The 22959-nt window shown below is 35.6% G+C and carries 20 protein-coding genes; 14 read left to right on the top strand and 6 right to left on the bottom strand.

What is annotated here, in order from left to right:
• Window positions 1–293 precede the first annotated feature (293 nt).
• Entirely contained in the window at window positions 294–3074 is a 2781-nt protein-coding gene (locus EG359_RS13205) for a bifunctional aconitate hydratase 2/2-methylisocitrate dehydratase (RefSeq protein WP_076356943.1), read from the bottom strand.
• A 310-nt stretch (window positions 3075–3384) separates the two neighbouring features.
• Between EG359_RS13205 and EG359_RS13200 the strand changes: the two genes are divergently transcribed.
• The 8 genes from EG359_RS13200 (at window position 3385) to EG359_RS13165 (ending at window position 12864) form a co-directional block, all read left to right on the top strand.
• Window positions 3385–4155: a WG repeat-containing protein gene (locus EG359_RS13200; RefSeq protein WP_228435125.1), complete on the top strand. Its 771-nt coding sequence runs from the start codon at window positions 3385–3387 to the stop codon at window positions 4153–4155.
• Between the two features lie 282 nt (window positions 4156–4437).
• Entirely contained in the window at window positions 4438–6555 is a 2118-nt protein-coding gene (locus tag EG359_RS13195; protein WP_076356939.1) for a TonB-dependent receptor, read from the top strand.
• A gap of 242 nt (window positions 6556–6797) precedes the next feature.
• Window positions 6798–7550 (top strand): hypothetical protein, encoded by a 753-nt coding sequence (locus EG359_RS13190; RefSeq protein WP_076356937.1) that lies wholly within the window; start codon window positions 6798–6800, stop codon window positions 7548–7550.
• Window positions 7538–8089 (top strand): acyl-CoA thioesterase, encoded by a 552-nt coding sequence (locus EG359_RS13185; RefSeq protein WP_076356935.1) that lies wholly within the window; start codon window positions 7538–7540, stop codon window positions 8087–8089. The genes EG359_RS13190 and EG359_RS13185 overlap by 13 nt, the downstream gene beginning before the upstream one ends.
• A 143-nt stretch (window positions 8090–8232) precedes the next feature.
• On the top strand, window positions 8233–9162 hold the full coding sequence (locus EG359_RS13180) for a 2-hydroxyacid dehydrogenase (protein WP_076356933.1): 930 nt from the start codon (window positions 8233–8235) through the stop codon (window positions 9160–9162).
• Between the two features lie 184 nt (window positions 9163–9346).
• Window positions 9347–10609 carry a serine hydrolase domain-containing protein gene (locus EG359_RS13175; protein ID WP_076356931.1) on the top strand — a complete coding sequence of 421 codons (1263 nt, stop codon included), beginning with the start codon at window positions 9347–9349 and terminating at the stop codon, window positions 10607–10609.
• A gap of 25 nt (window positions 10610–10634) precedes the next feature.
• The gene (locus EG359_RS13170; RefSeq protein WP_076356929.1) at window positions 10635–12401 is read left to right on the top strand and encodes an Ig-like domain-containing protein; all 1767 of its coding nucleotides are present in this window, start codon (window positions 10635–10637) and stop codon (window positions 12399–12401) included.
• A gap of 4 nt (window positions 12402–12405) precedes the next feature.
• Window positions 12406–12864, top strand: coding sequence for a heme-binding domain-containing protein (locus tag EG359_RS13165; RefSeq protein WP_076356927.1), 459 nt, complete (start codon window positions 12406–12408; stop codon window positions 12862–12864).
• A 126-nt stretch (window positions 12865–12990) separates the two neighbouring features.
• On the opposite strand, the gene EG359_RS13160 is transcribed toward EG359_RS13165, so the two are convergent.
• From EG359_RS13160 to EG359_RS13140, 5 genes are all read right to left on the bottom strand, one after another.
• Complete coding sequence (locus tag EG359_RS13160; protein WP_076356925.1) at window positions 12991–13503, bottom strand: NUDIX hydrolase; 513 nt, start codon at window positions 13501–13503, stop codon at window positions 12991–12993.
• Entirely contained in the window at window positions 13500–14414 is a 915-nt protein-coding gene (gene xerD / locus EG359_RS13155) for a site-specific tyrosine recombinase XerD (protein ID WP_076356923.1), read from the bottom strand. Before xerD ends, EG359_RS13160 begins: the two co-directional genes overlap by 4 nt.
• Window positions 14415–14420: 6 nt before the next feature.
• Complete coding sequence (locus EG359_RS13150; RefSeq protein WP_076356921.1) at window positions 14421–14843, bottom strand: deoxycytidylate deaminase; 423 nt, start codon at window positions 14841–14843, stop codon at window positions 14421–14423.
• Window positions 14844–14894: 51 nt separating this feature from the next.
• Window positions 14895–15662 (bottom strand): enoyl-CoA hydratase/isomerase family protein, encoded by a 768-nt coding sequence (locus EG359_RS13145; RefSeq protein ID WP_076356919.1) that lies wholly within the window; start codon window positions 15660–15662, stop codon window positions 14895–14897.
• Between the two features lie 105 nt (window positions 15663–15767).
• The gene (locus EG359_RS13140) at window positions 15768–17255 is read right to left on the bottom strand and encodes a catalase (protein WP_076356917.1); all 1488 of its coding nucleotides are present in this window, start codon (window positions 17253–17255) and stop codon (window positions 15768–15770) included.
• Window positions 17256–17388: 133 nt separating this feature from the next.
• Here EG359_RS13140 and EG359_RS13135 point away from each other — a divergent pair, with 133 nt between their 5' ends.
• From EG359_RS13135 to EG359_RS13110, 6 genes are all read left to right on the top strand, one after another.
• Window positions 17389–18339 (top strand): LysR substrate-binding domain-containing protein, encoded by a 951-nt coding sequence (locus EG359_RS13135; protein ID WP_076356915.1) that lies wholly within the window; start codon window positions 17389–17391, stop codon window positions 18337–18339.
• Between the two features lie 235 nt (window positions 18340–18574).
• A complete protein-coding gene (gene metK / locus EG359_RS13130) occupies window positions 18575–19855 on the top strand; it encodes a methionine adenosyltransferase (RefSeq protein ID WP_076356913.1) in 1281 nt (426 codons plus the stop codon).
• A gap of 84 nt (window positions 19856–19939) precedes the next feature.
• Entirely contained in the window at window positions 19940–20431 is a 492-nt protein-coding gene (locus tag EG359_RS13125) for a hypothetical protein (protein ID WP_076356911.1), read from the top strand.
• Window positions 20432–20628: 197 nt separating this feature from the next.
• Window positions 20629–21219, top strand: coding sequence for an RNA polymerase sigma factor (locus EG359_RS13120; protein ID WP_076356909.1), 591 nt, complete (start codon window positions 20629–20631; stop codon window positions 21217–21219).
• Window positions 21220–21422: 203 nt separating this feature from the next.
• The gene (locus tag EG359_RS13115) at window positions 21423–22118 is read left to right on the top strand and encodes a YjjG family noncanonical pyrimidine nucleotidase (protein ID WP_076356907.1); all 696 of its coding nucleotides are present in this window, start codon (window positions 21423–21425) and stop codon (window positions 22116–22118) included.
• A 263-nt stretch (window positions 22119–22381) separates the two neighbouring features.
• The gene (locus tag EG359_RS13110) at window positions 22382–22831 is read left to right on the top strand and encodes a PepSY-like domain-containing protein (protein ID WP_076357181.1); all 450 of its coding nucleotides are present in this window, start codon (window positions 22382–22384) and stop codon (window positions 22829–22831) included.
• Window positions 22832–22959 lie beyond the last annotated feature (128 nt).

The following is a 22959-nucleotide window of genomic DNA, read 5'->3' as shown; positions in this document are numbered from 1 at the left end:
AGTTTTGTTTCTGTTAATACTCCTTTTTCTGATGTTTGAAAAAGAAAAATCATTTTTTATACATCAAAAAATGTTCCTATAATCCATCAATAGGGGTAATTGTGTCTCCAAAATCAATAGATTTTATAACTTTCAAGTTAAGAAAAAATAGACTTTATTTTTGGGGTTTTATCGAAAAAAAAACGTAACTATTATAAAATAGAAACGTTCTAAACAAAAAATTGAAAGATTTTAAATCCTTAAGGATCAAAATCTTTCAATTATATTATCTTAAAAGCTATTGTTGAAATCTATTAATGACCAACCTGAACCAGCTCCTTAATTGGAGGAGCAAACTTCGTTAGGTCAATACCCTCCACTGCTGCTTTATATTCATCGATATTAGGAATACGTCCGATAATTGCTGAAAGAACTACAACCGGTGTAGATGCCAATAAAGATTCTCCTTTTTTACGTTCAGAATCTTCTACAACTCTTCCCTGGAAAAGACGAGTTGATGTAGCCAATACGGTATCTCCCTTAGCTGCTTTTTCCTGGTTACCCATACAAAGGTTACATCCAGGACGCTCAAGGTACATTACATTTTCGTATTCTGTACGAGCTTCACCTTTTGGAGCATTGTCATTAAATTCGAATCCTGAGTATTTTTCTAGTAATTCCCAGTCTCCTTCTGCTTTTAATTCATCAATGATGTTATAAGTAGGTGCAGCTACTACAAGAGGAGCATTAAATTCTACTTTTCCTTGTTGTTTTTCAAGGTTTCTAAGCATTTGAGAAACAATTTTTAAGTCTCCTTTGTGAACCATACAAGATCCAACAAAACCAAGATCAACTTTTTTCTCACCTCCATAATAAGAAAGATCTCTAATGGTATCGTGAGTATATCTCTTAGAAACATCATCATTGTTTACATCCGGGTCAGCAATCATTGGTTCAATGATTACGTCAAGATCAACTACAACTTCTGCGTAATATTTTGCATTAGCATCAGGAGTTAAAGCAGGCTTTTCGCCAGATCTGATCTCTGCAATTCTCTTATCCGCTTTATTGATTAGTCCTTGAAGAACTTGATTATGGTTATCCATACCCTTATCAATCATAATCTGGATTCTGCCTTTTGCAATTTCCAATGATTCAATTAAGGTATTGTCTTCTGATATGTTGATAGAAGCTTTTGCCTTCATCTCTGCAGTCCAGTCTGTAAATGTAAATGCCTGGTCAGCAGGAAGTGTTCCGATGTGAACTTCAATGATTCTACCCTGGAATACGTTTTCACCTCCAAATTGCTTAAGCATTTGAGCTTGTGTTGCATGAACTACATCACGGAAATCCATGTGTTCTTTCATGTTTCCTTTAAAAGTTACTTTCACAGATTCCGGAATAGGCATAGATGCTTCACCGGTAGCAAGAGCAAGAGCAACAGTTCCTGAGTCAGCTCCAAAAGCTACACCCTTAGACATTCTGGTGTGAGAGTCACCACCAATGATGATAGCCCACTCGTCTACAGTAATATCGTTAAGAACCTTGTGAATAACGTCTGTCATAGAATGGTATTCACCCTTAGGGTCACGGGCAGTAATCAAACCGAAATCATTCATAAACTTCATCAGTTTTGGAATGTTTGCCTGAGCTTTTTTATCCCATACTGAAGCGGTGTGACATCCTGATTGGTAAGCACCATCCACAATTGGAGAAATTACAGTAGCTGCCATTGATTCAAGTTCCTGAGAAGTCATAAGACCTGTTGTATCCTGTGAACCCACAATGTTTACCTGTACACGAACGTCTGAACCTGCGTGAAGTACTTTCCCCGGAGTTGATCCAACTGCATTTCTGTTAAAGATCTTTTCTACTGCTGTAAGACCTTGTCCTTCGTGAGAGATTTCTTTTGATGGAGCAAAAACAATTGGAGCTTCAATTCCTAAAAGCTGTGCTGCAAATGTCTGTAACTTTTTACCAAATACGATAGCGTAGGATCCACCAGCTTTAATGAATTCCATTTTCTGAGGCGTGAATGCCTTAGAAATGTCAATCAGTTCCTGGTCTCCGTTATATAATTTTTTTGTTTTTGTATTGATGGTAAGAACTGTTCCTGTAGCTACTGAGTAAGCTTGCTCAAGAATAGGCTCCCCATTTTCATTACGAACAGGGTTTCCGTCTGCGTCCAATTTCTTCACCCAGTTTTTAAGGTCGATACCAATACCTCCTGTAACGTCTACTGTTGTAAGGAAAATTGGAGAAATACCATTGGTTCCTCCTACAATTGGAGCAAAATTTACGAATGGTACATATGGACTAGCCTGCTTACCTGTCCAAAGAGCTACGTTGTTTACTCCGGACATTCTGGATGAACCTACACCCATTGTTCCTTTTTCAGCAATAAGCATAACGCTTGCGTCAGGATGTTGAGCTTGTAAAGCTTTGATTTCTTCCTGTGCCTGAGGAGTAATCATACATTTACCATGAAGTTCACGGTCAGATCTTGAGTGAGCCTGGTTACCTGGAGAAAGTAAATCTGTTGAGATATCTCCTTCACCGGCAATAAATGTTACTACTTTAATTTCTTCAGCTACTTCTGGAAGTTTAGTGAAGAACTCGGCCTGTGCATAGCTTTCCAGGATTTCTTTTGCGATTTCATTACCGCTATTGAATGCATCCTTTAGACGGTTTGTATCCGCTTCATAAAGGTATACCTGTGTCTTAAGAACTTTAGCTGCTTCTTTTGCAATAGCTGCATCATTACCTAAGGCAAGATCTAACAATACTTCAATTGATGGACCTCCTTTCATGTGAGATAATAATTCAAAGGCGTAAGCTGGCGATATTTCTTCTACTACGGATTCACCTAGAATGATTTCTTTTAAAAATTTGGCTTTTACCCCCGCTGCACTTGTTGTTCCCGGTAAGGTGTTGTAAATAAAAAATTTAAGAGAGTCCGTTCGATCTGCATTACCTGAATCTTTAATTTGCGCAATAATTTCGCTTAGTAATTCAGCATTATCAATTGGCTTTGGATGAAGCCCTTGGTCTTTTCTTTCTTCAATCTCTTTGATGTAATCCTTATAAATATTCATAATAGAAGTCTTTCTCTTTTAAAGGGAGATTAGTGAAAATGACAGTTCTGTCATCACCTTTCTTTTACCGGTTTGTATATAATAAATAATAACATTTTGAGCCTCCGCATTTTGATGCGAAATTGGAACCGGATAAAGTCAGTATAATCTACGTCTTTTTTTAAGATTTTAAAATTATTAAACAATTCAAAATGTTCCCCAAAATTACGAATTTTTAATATTTTAAGGGAATGAAATTATTTAGATTCTTTATAAATATGAATTTTATAATATCTATTTTTGGTTGTATTTTTGCAACCAAATGATGAATATGAAAAATATACTGATTGTTTTATTCGTTTTAATTTCGATTTCTGCTTTTTCGCAGACCAAATCTGTGAAGAAAATTGGAGCTAAGAATGCCGCGAAGACCCCTGTGAAAAAAGGGAATTTAGTATCTAAGCCCAATCCTGATCTAGTGATTATCAATAAGGATCTTCCGGTTCTTATTCCTAAAAAGAAAGGGGATAAGTTTGGCTACGTCAATCAAAACGGAAAATTCATCATTCAGCCGGAATATCATATTGCCGTATTTTTTTATGAAGATTGTAATCTTCTGAATTCCCCAAATGAAAAAGCGAGAAAATACGGAACAAAGGATTATGCAACCGTAGAAAAGGATATGATTTCCTATCGTGTGGATCAATCTGGGAAAAGAGTTTATCAGTTTAAGGATTCAGATCTTGGAAAATGTAAGTTTGAGGAATACAAGCATCAGTTGTTTCAGGCTTATATTCTAAACGGATTTTATGGGATTATTGAAAAGGCAAAATTTGTGAATGCTGCAGATTATCGACAATATCAGATTTATCCTCAGTATCAATATCTTTATATCATGGAGGGAGATGACGTGGCTGATCCAATGATTGTTGCCTCTAACAATGATAAATTCGGGGTTATTGATGTTAATAACAAAATCATTGTTCCGTTCGAATATTCCAACATAAAAAGAAACTTCAGCTGGAAGCTTGGAAAGATGTTTGAAGTAACAAAAGATGGTAAAAACTACTATTACATTGATGCAAATAACAAAACCTACTAAAAACTGAATCGCGAATAGTGAATAATTGTTAGAGATATCTTCACATAGCCTCACATTCAGATATCCTGCATCTGGAAAGCTATATCCCTTAATTTAATCTTATCTCATATATTTTTTGTAATTTTGCGGCTGAAATAAAGGGGTGCTTTAACAGGCTGAGATTATACCCAATGAACCTGGAACAGGTAATGCTGTTTAGGGACGTAGACTCTACTAAAGGTCTATTACTGTATAATATCTTATCGATCCCCTTTTATTCATTAAATGTTAAAGATTTATAGAATGAAAGGATTATTTTTTTTAGGGCTTACTGTAGGCTCGGTAGCCTTTATCCAGGCTCAACAAAAGGATTCCCTGAAAATCAGGGAAATTGAAGCAGTCAGCTTTACCAAAAGACTTCCTGTTGCTAAGGAAATTATCAATGTTCAGAAAGATTTAGACGGGAAAAATTTGGGACAGGATCTTCCTATTCTTTTAAAAAATCAAACCTCCATCATCTCTACTTCGGATGCGGGAAATGGAGTAGGATATACTGGTTTTAGAATTCGTGGAGTATCAGGATCAGCAATAAATGTAATGATGAACGGTGTTCCTTACAATGATTCTGAAAGTCAGGGGACGTTTTTCGTCAATGTTCCGGACTTAACAAGCTCTGCATCACAGATCGTTATTCAAAGAGGAGTGGGGACTTCCAATAACGGGGTTTCTGCATTTGGGGCAAGTATCAACGTGATTTCAAGGGAGCCGGAAGAAAAGTTTTATTTTAAAACTGATGATAGCTATGGTTCTTTTAATACTTATAAATATTCAGCAGAGGTAGGTTCCGGAAAATTCTGGAAGAACCGTCTTTCTGTAATGGGAAGATATACCCGTATTCATTCTGATGGATATATAGACAGAGCCTCTTCAGATTTGCATTCTTACAACTTTACAGCTTTGTTTGAGGAAGGTAAAACGAAATTGCGTCTAATGGCTTTTGGAGGAAAAGAAAAAACCTATCAGGCCTGGAACGGAATCACGAGAGAAATGTGGGAAACAAATCCAAGATTCAACAATTCCGGTGCAATCAAGGATATCAATGGGAACGTAACAGGTTTCTATGATAATGAGACGGATAACTACAGACAAAACCATTATCAGTTGCTTTGGGAGCAAAAATTTGATGACCGTTGGAATTTGGAAACGACTTTTCATTACACCAAAGGAAAAGGATATTACGAAAATTACAAACAGAGAAGTTCTTTCTCAAAATACAATCTGCCTGATATTATTGAGAATGGACAGACTATTAAAAAATCAGATTTTATCAGAAAAAAATGGTTGAATAATGATTTTTACGGTGTTGTTTCAACGCTTTACGGTAAGTTTGAAAACCTTGATGTAAATGTTGGAGCAGTTGCCAATCAATATTATGGTAGGCATTACGGAAATGTTACCGGAGTATTTTATCCGCAGATTGACGAAAGTGAATATTACAGAAATCGTTCTGTGAAGAATGAGGTTTCTGGTTTTGCTAAAGCTTTATTCCGAATGGAAAATTTTGAATTCTTTGGTGATCTACAGCTTAGAAGTATCAACTATAATACTAAGATTTTAATGGCGGGAGACGGAGAAGGAGCCGACCTGGATAAAAACTGGCTGTTCTTTAATCCAAAAGCTGGGGTAAATTATAAAATCAATGGTGGAAAGATATTCTTATCCTATGCTCATGCCCATAGAGAACCAAACAGAGATGATATCATGGCTAACAATGATGTTAAGCCCGAAAAGCTTCATGATTTTGAAGCCGGTCTGGAAAAACAGTTTGGATTTTTATCCTTAACGGCGAATGTCTATTATATGTACTATGTTAATCAATTGGTTTTGAATGGGCAATTAAATAATGTAGGGGCATTCATCAGAACCAATTCAGGAAAGAGTTATAGAAGAGGAGTTGAAATAGGAGCATTGGCAAAACTATCGAAACAATGGGAGGTTTCAGGAAACCTAACGCTAAGCCAGAACAGAAATCAGGATTTTAATATAGAAGTTGGGGCTGCACCGGTAAGCTTGGGAAATACTCAGATTTCATTTTCTCCGAATATGATTGCTAATTTGGGAGTGAAATTTAATCCAACTCAAAATTTCCGGTTTGCTTTAATGAACCAATATGTTGGAAAACAATACATAGATAATACGGAAGATAAAAACTTAGAGCTTAAAGATTATTTCCTTACAGATTTTAATGCGCAGTACCAATTTAAAATTGGTAACAATGATATTGCATTAAAATTGTTGGTGAATAACCTGTTCAATAAAAAATATGTGAACAATGGTTCTATTAATGATGAGGGGAATCCCCTATATTTTGCACAGGCGGGAACTAACTTTATGTTCGGAATAAGCTGGAAAATTCAATAAATTGAGAAAGGAGAAGCAGTAAAAAATAAAGAAAAGGAGCTCAATAAGTGTATTTGCAAATTTGCCCTTTTACAATTTTATCTTTTTACCCTTTTCATAATAATGGCTAAGCTTAAAAAAAGAACTTTAAATAATTGTATTCATGTTTTAGTACAGAATACTCAAAAGACTGTCTCGGCAGTCTTTTTTATATCAGTTAAATATCTTAAAAAGTCGTGAAAAAGTTATAAATTTGCCACCAAATGAATATTTCAGCATACATTTTAGAATACTTAAAACAATTTGGAACTGCCACGGTTCCAGGCTTTGGTGTGTTTTCTCTGAAAAATTCTAAGGCAATTATCAATTCTGAAAACGGAAGTATTTTACCTCCGGCCAGCCAGATTGAATTTTCAATTGACTATGAAGTACAGGCTGAAGATCTTACCGCTTTTATAGCCCGAGAAAAACAAATGTCCTTAGAGGCTTCCAGAAGTGATCTTAAAATCCAGACTGATTTTTGGAAGAAAAAGCTTCAGGCAGAACAGATCCTGGAAATTCAGAATCTGGGAACAATCTTCATTGAAGAGGGGCATACCCATTTCAAAGGAAAAAGAGTAGAAGCCGGGCATCCGGATTTTTATGGATTGGAAGAAATCAGGTTCTCCGATATCAATAATGGAGAAAAAGTAAACGCTTCTGAAAACCGTGAAAAGGATTATAAATTTAAAAAGACGATCCTTTGGATTTTCCTTTTGATTATTCCTATCCTGGGTATTTTATACTTTGCATTTACCCAGCAGGAGCTTCTTTTTGGAAAGAAATCTTTCAATAAGGTTTCTGTACAGACCTCTACACACAGAATTGTAAAAGATACGGTGAAGATGGTGGCGCATACACCAGAAACTGCGGTTTCAGATTCACTGAAAAAAGATTCACTGGCAAAACCTGTCGGAAAAGGAACAAAGACTGTTCCGGCAGCTCCAAACAACACTAAGAATAAATGGCAAAAATAAAAAAAGCGTCAGAATCCCTGACTATCATGACTAATATCGTTCTTCCGAACGAAACGAACTCTTTAAGAAACCTTTTTGGCGGTGAGCTTTTAGCGAAAATGGACCGTTGTGCGTCTATTTCTGCAGCAAGACATTGCGAAAGAAGAGTAGTAACAGCATCAGTAAACCACGTTTCTTTCAATCACCCAATTCCTGAGGGAGGAGTAGTGGTTTTGGAATCTAAGGTTTCCAGAGCATTCTCTACTTCTATGGAAGTTTATGTGGATGTATGGTCAGACGATCCTATTAATCAGAAAAAAATTCATACTAATTCTGGGATCTATACCTTCGTTGCGGTAGATGAATTCAACCGTCCTATTCCTATTCCTGATATGATTCCGGAAACAGAAGAGGAAAAAGAAAGATATGCAGCTGCATTCCGTAGAAAAGAACTTTCATTAATCCTTTCCGGAAGAATGAAGCCTTTGGAATCAGTGGAGCTTAAGAAGTTATTCCAGGAGCCGGAGGAGCCGCAAACCTCTAAGAAAGATAAAAAATAAAACTTGAAATGCTTTTAATACTGGAACTTCCAAATTAAAAGCATTTTATTTTTATATCCGTATAATAAAATTACAAATGCTTTTGTCTGAAAATGATAAGGGTGTTATTTGTGAAATCAATTATTGATATTTGTGTTTAGATTATGAAAATTCTCCTTTTAGATAAAAACCATCCTCTTATTACCGAACAGCTTTTAGCTCAAAACTTTATATTGGAAGAAGACTTTACGTCCTCTTATGATGAGGTTTGTCAGAAAATCAAAAATTATGACGGGATTATCATTAGAAGTAGAATTCCTTTGGACAAAAGTTTTTTAGAACAAGGAAAAAACCTGAAGTTTATTGCCAGAGTAGGAGCAGGAATGGAAAATATTGATATTCCGGCTGCAGAAGAACTAGGGATTCAACTTATTAATTCTCCGGAAGGTAATAGAGACTCAGTAGCAGAACATGTTGTAGGAATGCTTTTAGTGATCATGAACCGTCTTTTTATTGCTTCTCAAGAGGTAAAAAACGGAATCTGGAAGCGTGAAGAGAATAGAGGAGACGAATTATTAGGAAAAACAGTTGGTCTTATAGGATACGGAAATATGGGAAAAGCTACCGCTAAAAGACTTTCGGGGTTTGGATGTAAGGTAATTTTCCATGATATTCTTCCCGGACTTTCTGACGAATTTGCTACGCAGGTTACATTGGATGAACTGAAGCAATCTGCAGAAGTTCTGAGTTTACATATTCCACTGACTTCAGAAACACATTATCTGGTTGATAAAACATTCATTTCTGAAATGAAAAATGACTTCTATTTTGTGAATACAGCAAGAGGAAAAAATGTAGAAACTAAAAGTTTAGTAGAAGCGCTGAAAATGGGTAAGGTAAAAGGAGTTTGTTTAGACGTTTTGGAATACGAAAAGTCTTCTTTCGAAAATATTGAAATAGAAAATGAAGATTTAAAGTATCTGCTGGAATCTGAAAAAGCAATTGTAACACCACATATTGCAGGCTGGACGCATCAGAGTAAAGAAAAGCTGGCGCAGTTTATTGTAGATAAAATAGTAGCCTCACATTGCTAGATTAATAAAATTACTGAGGCTGAGAAAGAAAGATAATTAGTAAAATTCCTATTTTTACTCAGCCTTATTTATTTGTTTTCTCTTTCGCTATTCTTGCTCATTATGTTAAATAATTCATAATGTCACCCTCATATTTACGATTTACTTTCGAGTTTTATTAAATTGCCGCTCATTTTTGAATCTCATGAAGACGCGTAACTTAGTACTTATTTTAACTGTTTTTTTATCCCTTTTTTCCTGTAAAAATAAATCTGAATCCAAAGAGGTTTCTGCTGAAAACACGACCAATCTTCCCAATTATGGAAATGTAGATCTGGCTAATGTTTTTACAAAAGCAGATGGTCAGCTTTCTGATAAAGAATCATTAACCGGATATATAGATCAATACTATAAAAAAATATGGGATGGTGGTGACTTGAGCGGAGGTATATTAGTAGCAAAAGGTGACGAAATTCTGTATGAAAATTACAGAGGTTTCGGAAGAGAAGGAAATCAAATGCCGATTGATAAGAATACACCATTACACGTAGCTTCTGTTTCGAAAACTTTAACAGCTATGGCTATGATGAAATTGGTAGAAGCCGGAAAAATTAAACTTTCCGACCATCTTACCCAATTCTTTCCAGGGTTTCCTTACCCGAATGTTACCGTTCAAACTTTATTGGATCAAAGAAGTGGTCTTCCAAAATATGAATATTTCATCACTAAAATACAACCTGTTCCGGCAGAACTTTCCAAGCCATTCATAACCAATCAGGATGTATTGAATATGATCATCAAATATAAACCTGATTTGGCAAGAGATACCGATACAGGATTTATGTACTGTAATACTAATTTTGCTTTATTGGCTTTATTGGTTGAAAAAGTAACAAAGACTCCTTTTCCACAGGCGATGAAAGAAATGGTTTTTACTCCTTTAAAAATGAATAACACTTACATTTTTCAGGAAAAAGATATTCCAACAGCTGCACAGTCTTTCTATTATGGGGCAAATAAACTATATCCACTAGACAGATTGGATCTTATCTATGGAGATAAAAACGTGTACACTACGCCAAGAGATTTATATAACTTTTCAAAGGCTATGTTTTCAAAGGACTTCCTAAAGCCTGAGTTGATGCAGATGGTCTTTACACCTTACAGCAATGAAAAGGCTGGAATGAACAATTATGGTCTGGGCTTTAGAATGAAAATATTTGATAATGGTGAAAAGCTGACCTATCATAATGGATGGTGGCATGGGACCAATTCCGTATTTGCTCATCTATTAAAGTCCAAGGTTACCATTGTGGCGATTGGAAATAAATATTCAAATAAAGTGTATACAGCACTTGCACTATCCGGATTGTTTGAGAATTTCCCTGTACAGCAGGAAAAACTTCAAACTGTAATGAACGGCAGTAAAGATACTTTGAATAGCGGACACGAAGTTTTTGGAGAATAATGTTTACTTTTGCTTAAACATTTTCATGAAAAGGTTTCTTTTATTATTTGTTATCTGTTTTCTTGTACACTCTTGTGCAAGAGTTGGGTCTCCTGTAGGAGGGCCTAAAGATACGCTGGCTCCAAGATTTTTAAGTTCAAATATTGATACCACAAGAATCAATGTAAAAAGAGATATTCACGAACTCCGTCTGGATTTTGATGAATATATTACATTAAAGGATATCAATAAAAACCTGATTATCTCTCCGCCAATCAAAAATATCAAGCGAATTCTTCCGTCTAATATTGCAAATAAATTTGTTCTTATCCAATGGACAGATACCCTTCAGGCAAATACCACTTACAATTTCAACTTTGGGAATTCAATTGTAGATAATAACGAGACTAATATTCTGCGTTATTTCAATTTTGCTTTCTCTACAGGGGATAAATTGGACGATTTATATATCAGTGGTGAGGTAAAAGATGCATTGGAAATCAAAAAGAAAACAGGGAGTAATGAAAATAAATTGGTTGTAGGACTGTATCAGGTAAAAGATACGATGAACTATAAGCAAAAGCCATACTATATTACGAAAGTAGATGAGGATGGATATTATGAACTGAATTACCTTTCTCCAGGGAAATATAAGATCATTGCTTTCGATGATGAAAACGGAAACTCCGTATATGATCCAGGAAAAGAAAAGATAGGATTTAATAAAGAAGTTATAGATTTTGAAAAATCCATTTCAGGATTAAACTTAAAAGTATATCCATCCAAGAAGCCTTTGAAATATTCAGAAATGAAAGAAATTGGTGGTGGAATTCTCATGACATTTGAGGGGCATCCCGAGGAAGTTAAAGTTCAGTCTGTTAATAATGACAAGCTTAAAGATATAAAGGTAACTCACCGTCCCAAATCAGATTCTGTGAGAATTTGGTTTGATGCTGTTAAAGATAACATAGGACAGGAAACTACAGAGAAGCTGCAGTTCAGCTACGATATTGGCAGTAAGCAGGATACTGTTTCTGTATTCTATAAATATAATAAGAAGAACGCAATGGATATTGTTAGTGATAATGGAGGTGGTTCATTAGCTCCAAAATCTGACTTTAAAATTGCTTCTGCATACATTGTTGATAAAATTGATCCATCAAAATGGGTGTTGAAAAGCGATAGTTTGACAACGCAGGAATTCACAGCTGCAATATCAAATACCAATCCATATCAGATTATCGTCAAATCAGATTTTGTAAGCGGGAAAAAATATCAACTTACCATTCCAAAAGAAACTGTTTCTTCTTTCTATACTAAAAATACACAATCAAAAAGATTCGATTTTGAATATGATAAAGTAGAGCAGTTTGGAAGTCTGGAATTTACACTTCAGAATGCGCCAACTTCAAGTTACTGGATTCAGCTATTGGATTCTTCTGAAAAGATATTGTATCAAAAATATACCAAAGGAAATATTATCAAGTTTGATATTCTGAAACCTGAAGAATATATCGTAAGGATATTGGTAGACAATAATGAAAACAAGTATTGGGATGAAGCTGATTTCAGTAATGAAACATTTGCAGAAGATGCTTACGTTTTCTATAAGAAAGCTGTGGTAAGACCTTTATGGGAAACCAGAGAAAATTGGGATCTGAAAGATACCAGAACACTTGATAATCCCAAAGGAAACTCTTCTTCAACAGCTCCTACAGGACTTTCTGCAAATCAGGAAGAATCTGTGAAGACAGAAGTAGAAACCAAAAAAGAAATAAAATCCGATAACGCAATTATAACTCCGGTAAAGTAGGCTTATGAAGACGGCAAAGAAAATCATATTTTGGGTTCTTGTAGCTTTTGCCCTAATCCAATTTATTCCTATCGATAGAGTTAATAAAGCTGTTGATTCCAAGGTGAATTTTGTTCAGGTTAAGAACACCCCGGAAAAAGTCAGTACATTGCTTAAAAACGCATGCTATGATTGTCATTCCAATGAAACGATCTATCCTAAATATGCTTTCATTGCACCTATTTCATGGTCTGTAAAGAGTCATGTAAATGAAGGGCGCCAACATCTTAACTTTTCTATTTGGGGAACCTATAACAAAGAGCTTAAGGAGAATATGCTAGATAGGTCTATTGAAGCTCTTAAACATAAGACAATGCCATTTCCCGGATATATTGTTTACCATAAGGAAGCCAATCTTTCAGAAGCTGAAAGGACACTGCTTATTCAGTATTTTGAAGAAATGTTGAAATCTAAGACCTATTAACTCCAGAAATTTCTAAAGTTATTTTTAATCATAAAAAATCTCTCGCAGATTTTGCAAATTAAGCGGATCATTAAATCATAATCATCTGCCGAATCTGTAAAATCTGCGAGAGAATATTTAGAAAAATTATTTCTTTAAATAATCCTCAAAGAATCTCTTCTGAGAATCAAAGGCGATATCTTCAAGCTGAAGTTCCTGCAAAGGAATCCATACCGCTTCTGAGATCTCTGAAAGTTCCAGATTTACCTCAAATTTTTCCGAAACATTGTATTCATAAAAGAGATCAATTGTATTGTAATCAATTTCCTTATACTGGTAAATATTGGGAAGACTTGTAAGGTATTTCAGGTTTGAAATATCAATGTCAAGCTGAAGCTCTTCAAAAAGTTCTCTTTTACAGGTTTCCTCTGCACTTTCTTTTGGATCAACGAAACCTCCGGCCAAATCCAGTTTTCCCTTTCTAGGGTCCCTATTTCTTCTGGTAAGATAAATCTCATCTCCAAACCTGATGACAACTGCTACAGCACCCGCCACATTGTTATAAAGTGAAAAACCACAATCAGGGCAGCTCCATTTCTTTTCGCCATCCCAATGCAAGGACTGTTTGCCACAGCTTGGGCAATATTTCAATAACTTCATTGAGTAATATTCATATTTCTAGGGTGATAGCTCAAGATAACATCCCTTAGTTCTTCTGTTTTCAGGTGAGTGTAGATTTCCGTTGTTGTAATACTGGAATGTCCCAGCATTTCCTGAATATAACGAAGGTCAGCCCCATTCTGCAGCAAATGAGTTGCAAAAGAATGCCTGAAAGTATGCGGAGAAATCTTTTTGTTAACCCCTGCTTTATCTGTAAGTTCTTTAATGATAAGAAAGACAATTACCCTAGACATGGATGTACCACGACTATTCAGGAATAAAGTGTCTTCATATTTCTTATTGATTTTACCCTTAGAGCGTACCTCTTTAATATAACTTTCCAACAACTCTGCCGTATAATCAGCCAAAGGAACAAAACGGGTTTTGTTTCCCTTTCCATTGACTTTAATATACTGTTCTTTGAAGTTGATATTGGAGATCTTCAGGTCAATCAGTTCAGAAACGCGAAGTCCGCAACCATACAGTACCTCAATGATACACTGGTTTCTTTTTCCGAGATCTGTATTGACCTCAATAGCTGCAATAATTCTGTTAATGTCAGGTAAGCTTAAAGTATCAGGTAGATACAATCCCAGTTTAGGGCCTTCAAGTAACGCCGCAGGATTATCTTCACGATATTCATCCTCTAGTAGAAATTTGAAGAAAGACTTTATGGAAGATATCCATCTTGCCTGAGATCTCTCGCTGAATTTCTGCTTAGAAAGATTGAAAATGTATTCCTGCAGGTTTTCGTAGCCGATAGAATCTGGACCGACGTTTTCCAGATCTTCTTCTGCGTAATCTTTTAATTTTTTAATGTCCCGAACGTAAGCGTCGAGCGTGTTTTCTGAAAAATTTCTTTCGAAGCGAAGAAATATTTCAAAATCTTTGATCTTTTCATCCCAAGTCATTTGTGCTTATTTTTTTAGTTCACAGTCAGATATTTGTTCTATTTCAATGTTATGGTTTCTCAGGAACGATATCCCATCGTCATCCGAATACTCATTAATATACACCAGTCTTGCAATACCAGCCTGTAGGATTAGCTTACTGCATTCCTTACAGGGTGACAGCGTTAGATATAACGTTGCTCCTTTTGCTGATTGTGTAGAAGCCGCTAGTTTTAATATAGCGTTGGCTTCTGCATGTAATACATACCAGTGCGTTTTTCCCTCTCCATCTTCACAGCAGTTTTCGAATCCCGAAGGAGTTCCGTTGTAACCATCTGAAATAATCATCCTATCTTTTACGATAAGAGCCCCTACTTGTTTTCTCTTACAGTAGGAGAGTTTTGCCCATTCCTGGGCCATTTTTAGATAAGCTTTATCAAACTTATTCATACCGCAGCATTAGTTTTTTCGAAATAATTTGGATTAAAATCTTTTTAAAGATTAGAAGTTTGGCTTTCTTTTCTCTAGGAAAGCTGTCACTCCTTCTTTCTTATCTTCCATTTCAAAAAGCTCCCCGAAATACTTGATTTCAGTTTCAAACCCTTTATCCGTGTCAGATAAGTTTACGGCATTTATAGCCTTGGATATTGCCATTGGTGAATTGTAGGCAATAGTGTTCGCTAATTCTTTCGTTTTGGTTAATAATTCTTCAATAGGGTATACTTCATTTACCAGGCCGATCTCTTTTGCTTTTTGAGCAGGGATCATCTTGGCAGAGAAGATCATCTCGTTGGCAATACCTTTTCCTACAAGCTTTGGAAGCCTTTGAGTTCCTCCGTATCCTGGAATTAATCCCAGAGTTACTTCAGGAAGCCCCAATCTGGCGTTTTCCGATGCATATCTGATGTGGCATGCCATGGCAAGCTCTAAACCTCCTCCCAGTGCAAAACCGTTTACGGCAGCAATAACGGGCTTAGACATATTTTCAATTTTGTTGAACAGAGAATTTTGTCCATTTCTGGCAAGCTCTTCCGCTTTTTCCTGTCCAAAATCGCTAAACTCTTTAATGTCAGCTCCAGCTACGAAAGACTTTTCTCCACTTCCTGTAAGGATAATTACTCTGCAGGAAGTGTCTGCATTAAGCTCATCCAGTGCTGTGCTGATTTCCTGAATTGTTTTTGCATTTAAAGCATTTAAACTTTCAGGTCTGTTTATGGTAATGATAGATAATTTATCTTCCTTTTTTAATAATATATTTTCGTAACTCATTTTTCCACTTTAAAATATCATCCTTTGCAAATTATGAATTTTTTACAAAAAAAAGGAAAAAATATTATTTTTTTTTCCTTTTTTTTTATTTATCGTTCAATATGATTATTTGGAGTGATTCATCATATTTGCATCAATATTTACGTTTAATTGTGAAGCTACTTTCATGCCAAGCTCAATGTTAGCGCGGAAAAAGTGACACAATTGTCGGTTAATAATCTCTTCTTTTTTTGGTCCGCTGATTCCTTTCATACTTCCTACAATATTTTGGATCAAATTGTTTCTGTCATCAGCATTCATCGCCTTTGAATAAAGAAGTCCCGGTTGAGTATAATGATCGCTGTCATTTTCATTTCTGTTGTAGCTGGCAACATGGGCGCTATCTAACTCATACTCATAGTTTTTGTAAGAGGAATCTGCCTTAATATCATCGAAGCTGTTCGGATGATAGTTGGGTTTGTCCTGATAGTGGCTCGAGTCTGCCATATAGCCATCTCTTTGATAGTTATTAACAGCAAAAGGACATCTGTTTACTTCCAGTTGGTGAGCATTTACTCCCACTCTGTATCGGTGTGCATCTGGATAGGAGAATAATCTTCCCTGAAGCATTTTATCCGGAGAGAAACTGATTCCGTTGATAAGGCTGCTTGGTGAGAATGTAGACTGTTCTACGTGTGCAAAATAGTTAACAGGAACTTCATTCAGTTCCATTTCTCCAACCTCAATCAATGGGAAGTCATCATGGAACCATACTTTGGTTACATCAAAAGGATTCCATCTGAAATCTTTTGCCTGTTCCTCAGTCATTACCTGAATGTACATGGTCCATTTCGGGAAATCCCCATTTTCAATGGCATTGCAAAGGTCTTCCTGTGCAAAGTCCGGATTTTCTCCTGCCATTTTTACAGCTTCTTCATCCGTGAAGTTTTTTACTCCCTGTTTTGTCTTAAAGTGGAACTTTACCCATACTCTTTCATTTTTATCATTGATCATGGAGAAAGTATGAGATCCGAAGCCGTGCATATGTCTGTAGCCATAAGGTGTTCCTCTGTCTGACATTAATATAAGGACCTGATGAAGTGATTCCGGATTTAAACTCCAGAAATCCCACATCATGGTGGCGCTTTTTAAATTAGTCTTAGGTACCCTTTTTTGGGTATGTATAAAATCCGGGAATTTTTTTGCATCCTTAATAAAAAATACAGGCGTATTGTTTCCTACAAGATCCCAGTTTCCATCTTCAGTATAAAATTTTAAGGCAAAACCTCTAGGATCCCTGGCGGTATCTGCACTTCCTTTTTCGCCTCCCACTGTAGAAAAACGTGCAAACATTCTGCATGAGTTTCCTACTTTTGAGAATAAATTTGCTTTTGTATACTGGCTGATGTCATGTGTTACGGTAAAGGTTCCGTATGCTCCGCTTCCCTTGGCGTGTACAATTCTTTCAGGAATCCTTTCCCTAACGAAATGTGCAAGATTTTCCTGAAGAATGAAGTCCTGCAGCAATACCGGGCCTCTTGGTCCTACCGTCTGGGAATCCTGATGCTCAAAATAAGGTGCGCCGTTGCTTAACGTTAATTTTTTAGAATCCATATAATTGATGATTTTGAATAATTGTTTCCTTTTTCTAAATCGAAGTGTAAAGGTAGTGAATATCAAATTTACTTGAATTTTTAATTGCTAATAACAAAAACGTTATATCTTTGTAATAGATAATATTAATCAAATGAACATTCAGCAACTTGAATATCTTATCGCTGTTGATAAGTATAAACATTTTGGTAAAGCAGCTCAGGCCTGCTTCATTACCCAACCTACGTTAAGTGCCATGATACAGAAATTTGAGGACGAACTGGATGTAAAGGTTTTTGACAGAACAACTCACCCGATCCGTACTACAGATGTAGGTCTTCAGATCATTGATCAGGCCAAGGTGATTATAGAATCTGTCAATGAGCTGAAAAACAAGGCAAACCTTTTGAATAATATTTTAGGAGGAACAATTAATCTGGGAATCATTCCTACAGTTTCTTCATTTATCCTGCCTATGGAAATCTTTAAATTCCTTGAAGACAATCCGAAGATCCAGATGAATGTAAAGGAAATGACTACTGATAATATTATTAAAGCTTTGAAAGCCGGAGAATTGGATGCGGGAATTATTTCCACTCCTTATGATACGGCAGACGAGTTTTATCAGGATTTCTTATTCAATGAAGAATTAATGATCTACAGCTCCAATACTGAAGCGAACAAAAAGAATTCTTACATCATCCCTGAGGACCTTAATGTAGAAAAGGTATGGTTGCTTGAAGAAGGAAACTGTCTTAGAAATCAGTTCGAAAATATCTGTCACCTTAAGGAGAATACTCTAAAACCTAAAAATTTAGATTTCCTGGCTTCCAATATTCAAACCTTGGTACACATGGTAGATAAGGTAGGAGGAATCAGCATTCTTCCGGAATTGGCATTGAGCCAGCTTTCTGAAGAGCAGAAAAAGAATGTCTTCAGATTCAAGAAGCCTTTCCCTTACAGAGAGATCAGTATTATTTATTATAAGCCAACCTTTAAGCAGAAGATTATTGATGAATTATCACATTCTATCAAAAGTTCTTTGGAACTTAAGCTGAATTATCACGCTAGTCCGAAAGAATTTGTAAGCATAAAGCCTCAGTAATTGAAAGGCTTTAAAGTGATATAAATCATTAATTTAAAGAAAATTATAATTAGTAAACAAAAATTTTGAGTATTACAAAAATAGTGCTTAAATTTGCTGACGTTTACCACGAGGAAAAATTTGACCTGATTGCAACCTCTATAAAAAAATGCTAAAACAGTATTCTTTTTTCGGGCAATTTTATTCTTATTTTTCTTCGTCAATATTTTTTTAATCTAAAAAAACAAAGAATAATATGTCTTATTTATTTACATCTGAATCAGTTTCAGAAGGACATCCGGATAAAATTGCAGATCAAATTTCTGATGCATTAATCGACAATTTCTTAGCGTACGATAAAAGTTCAAAAGTAGCATGTGAAACTCTGGTAACTACAGGGCAGGTAGTTTTGGCTGGAGAAGTAAAATCTGATGCGTATCTTGACGTTCAAACAATTGCTAGAGAAGTAATCAATGGAATTGGTTATACAAAAGGTGAATATATGTTCAACGGAGATTCTTGTGGAGTTATCTCTGCAATTCATGAGCAGTCTCCTGATATCAACCAAGGAGTTGACAGAGCTGTAAATGATGAATCTTTTGAAGCTAAAGCAAATGCACAAGGAGCTGGTGACCAAGGGATGATGTTTGGATATGCTACCAATGAAACGGCAAACTATATGCCTCTTGCTTTGGATTTAGCACATACAATTCTTAAGGAACTTTCTGCAATCAGAAGAGAAAATAAGGAAATCACTTATCTTCGTCCTGATGCGAAAAGCCAGGTGACTATTGAGTATTCTGACGATCATAAGCCAATCAGAATTGATTCTATCGTAGTTTCTACTCAGCACGATGACTTCGGAGCAGAAGAAGAAATGCTGAACAAGATCCGTGAAGATATCAAGAGTATTCTTGTTCCTAGAGTTGTTGCACAGCAGACAGAGGAAATTAAGGCTTTATTCAACGATCAAATTAAATATCACATTAACCCTACAGGAAAATTTGTAATCGGTGGTCCTCACGGAGATACTGGCCTTACAGGAAGAAAGATCATCGTTGATACATACGGTGGTAAAGGAGCTCACGGTGGTGGTGCCTTCTCTGGAAAAGATCCATCAAAAGTAGACAGAAGTGCAGCGTATGCTACAAGACACATCGCTAAAAACTTGGTGGCAGCAGGTATTGCTGACGAAGTTTTGGTGCAGGTTTCTTATGCTATCGGGGTAGCTGAGCCTTGTGGTTTATATATCAATACCTATGGAACTGCAAAAGTTGATCTTCACGATGGTGATATCGCTAAAAAAGTTTCTACAATCTTTGATTTGAGACCTTACGCTATCGAGCAGAACTTAAAATTAAGAAACCCTATCTATCAGGAAACAGCTTCTTACGGACACATGGGTAAAGAGCATTATATAGCTGATAAAACATTCAACAAAGGTCATAAGAATGAACTTACGTTGAAAGATCTTGAGTTCTTTACTTGGGAGAAACTAGACAAAGTAGAGGAAATTAAAGCCGCTTTCGGAATTTAATTTTTTCCTTGGAATAAATATATGAACTGCTTTATCCTCTGATAAGGCAGTTTTTTTTAATTTTACACGATAATAAATAGAGAGATGATGAATTTTCGAACTGCAGTTACAACCCTATCCCTGTTTTTGCTAAGCACATTGGCAAAGGCCCAGTATACCATGCATAAAATGATTACGGTAGGATATACCTATCAGAATCAAAGCTTTGGAGAAGTTGGCGGTAAATTGCTTTTCCTTAAAAATGATGATGTAATTTACAGATTAGGTGGTTCTGCCTTAATGGGAGTTGCTGATTCCAAATTTGCCATCATGCCGAAGCTTCAGGCAGATGTATTGCTTAATTTTGAAAAGAATGTAGATTTCTATCATTCCTATTACTTTTTAGTAGGAGCGGAGGGAACCAATAAGTATATAGCTCCGAAAATTGGGGTTACTTTATTTGGAATGCTGGATCTTACAGGAGGCTATGCTTTCCCTATAGGAGATACCCGATTGAACGGAAAGGAAATGAAAGGTCTAAATATTAATTTTACATTAAATATCCCTACTGTCTTTATTCATGATATGTTTAAATGATTTTTTTTAAATTTTTCTTGTGAAAATTTAATAATAGCTTAACAGTTATTAAAAAATTATTATATTTACACCATAATATAAGTGTACCGCCTATTGAAGAGACTCTACTCTAGAAAACTGTTTTGTATATACAGCAAAGACCAGATGAAATATCTGGAGGATTGCCTGTCTGCAAATAATTTATATTGAGAAGAGTTATGAAATCAAAATCGGATAGTTTACTAATTTCGCTTTACCAGAAAGGTGACGAGGGAGCATTGTCAACCCTCATTCATCGCCACCAGAAAGAGCTGTTTACATTCATTTTTTACAAAATTAATGATGAAGATTTAGCCAACGATGTTTTTCAGGATACATTCATGAAAATTATTGTTATGCTAAAGGAAGGACGTTATAACGAAGAGGGTAAATTTATCCTTTGGGCCAAAAGAATTTCCCACAACCTAATTATCGACCATTTCAGATCAAAAGCCAAAAACATCAAGGTTTCAGAAACTACGTTTGAAACTGATGAATATTCTATTTTTGACCTGATTAGAGAGCCTTCAGAAAATATTGAAGATCAATTGGTAACGAACCAGATTCAGGAAGACTTATTGAGAATGTTACAGTTTCTTCCACAAAACCAGCAAGAAGTAATCAAATTAAGATTCTTTGACGGGCTGAGCTTTAAGGAAATTGCAGATCATACAGATATGAGCATTAATACTACACTGGGAAGAGTAAGGTATGCGCTTATAAACCTGAGAAAAATCATGGAAGAAAATAACATAATATTAACCAGATAGATAATATTTTCTGAAATTTCACGTTTTTAAGGAAAACATACTTCGCCTATGAAAAAAAATGATTCCTTAAAAGTGAAAACTTTGAAACCTAAGAAACAAACCATTGATTTTCTGCTCAGCTTTTCTAAAAATCTTGAAATTGTGAAAAGCAAGAGCAATAATTATCCTATCTCAAAAAATTAAAATTATTAACTTTGTGCTGTATGAAAATGCAGCACGTTTTTTTTGACCTGGACAATACGCTCTGGGATCATCGCAGAAATGCCTACCTAACCATCAAAGAACTTTTCGAAAAAAAGGAAATTACTTCGAAGTACAATATCGGCTTTGAAGAGTTTCATGATGTTTACCACGAGATCAATGAAAGCCTTTGGGAGAAGATAAGAGATGGGATTATAGGCAAAGAGTATTTGAGAGAACACCGTTTTTATGATTCCTTCATGCATTTTGGAGTGGATAATAAAGAACTGTCACTTTATTTTGAAGAACATTTTCTGGATAACATTGTAAGCCATAATGAATTGGTAGAAGGTGCAGAAGATATTCTTGATTATTTAAAGGCTAAGAATTATACCTTACACATTATTTCTAATGGGTTTCAGGAAGTAACGGAAAGAAAATGTACCCTATCGGGCATAGCACCTTATTTTAAGACGATTACCAGTGCCGATGCCGTAGGAGTAAGAAAACCTAACCCGAAAATTTTTGAATACTCTCTAGGTCTTTCTGATGCTAAAAAAGAAGAAAGTATCCTTATCGGGGATGACTGGATTGCTGATGCTATGGGAGCGAGAGACTTTGGAATGGATTCTATTTTCTTTGATGTCTATAAGGAAGACAAACAAGGATCGGGATTGAAAGCCATTACGCACCTTCATCAGATCAAGGAATATCTATAATTTTCCGGATAAAGCTTAAACGCAAATTTATAATTAAACCATTAAGGCTATTGAAGCTCTTAAGAGAAAGGCTTACTGTATTGTGAACCTAAGAAGCAACAACGCTTTAATTCTCTTAAAAACTTACTTTACCTTAATGGTTTAATTATATCCATTATTCTTATCCTTTTATCACTTTATTTTGATCCATTAAGTTTTTCCCAATTCTTTCCTAAATTGATTTGGACCTTTGCTTTATAATAATGACAGAAAAACTTAATGTTATGAAAAATGTAAAGAAAATCACAGGAATATTTATTTTGATTTTTATGGTAATGGGAAGCTTAATGTTTGCACAGGACAGAGCTATTAACCCTAATCAACTGCCTAAGACGGCGAAAACTTTCCTTGCAGCTCACTTTAAGGGTATTGCTGTAAGTTCAGTGATAGAAGACAGGGAAATCTATGGGGTGGATGATTACAAGGTATACCTAAGCAACGGGATGAAAATGGAATTTGACAGTAACGGAAACTGGAAAGAAGTTGACGGAAAGCATCAGAAAGTTCCTTATGGCTTTATTCCTGCATCCATTAAAAACTACAGCACCAAGAATTTTCCAAATACCTACATCATTAAGATAGAAAAGAAAAGATGGTCTTATAAGGCTGAACTTTCCAACGGACTGGAGCTGGAGTTTGACAAAAGCGGAAATTTTAAAAGAATTGACGACTAATTCTGAGGTAAAGGTTAACAATAAAATTGTAATAGTATGGTTAATTGGAGTTTAATAAGCAGCAATGGAAGAAAAACTTCTTCCGGTAAGATTAGAAAAAGTATGGTGTCTTTTATGACCAAGCACCA

Source organism: Chryseobacterium joostei, from assembly GCF_003815775.1.
GTDB classification, from domain to species: Bacteria; Bacteroidota; Bacteroidia; order Flavobacteriales; family Weeksellaceae; genus Chryseobacterium; species Chryseobacterium joostei.
This window is presented reverse-complemented; position numbering and strand designations above follow the sequence as displayed.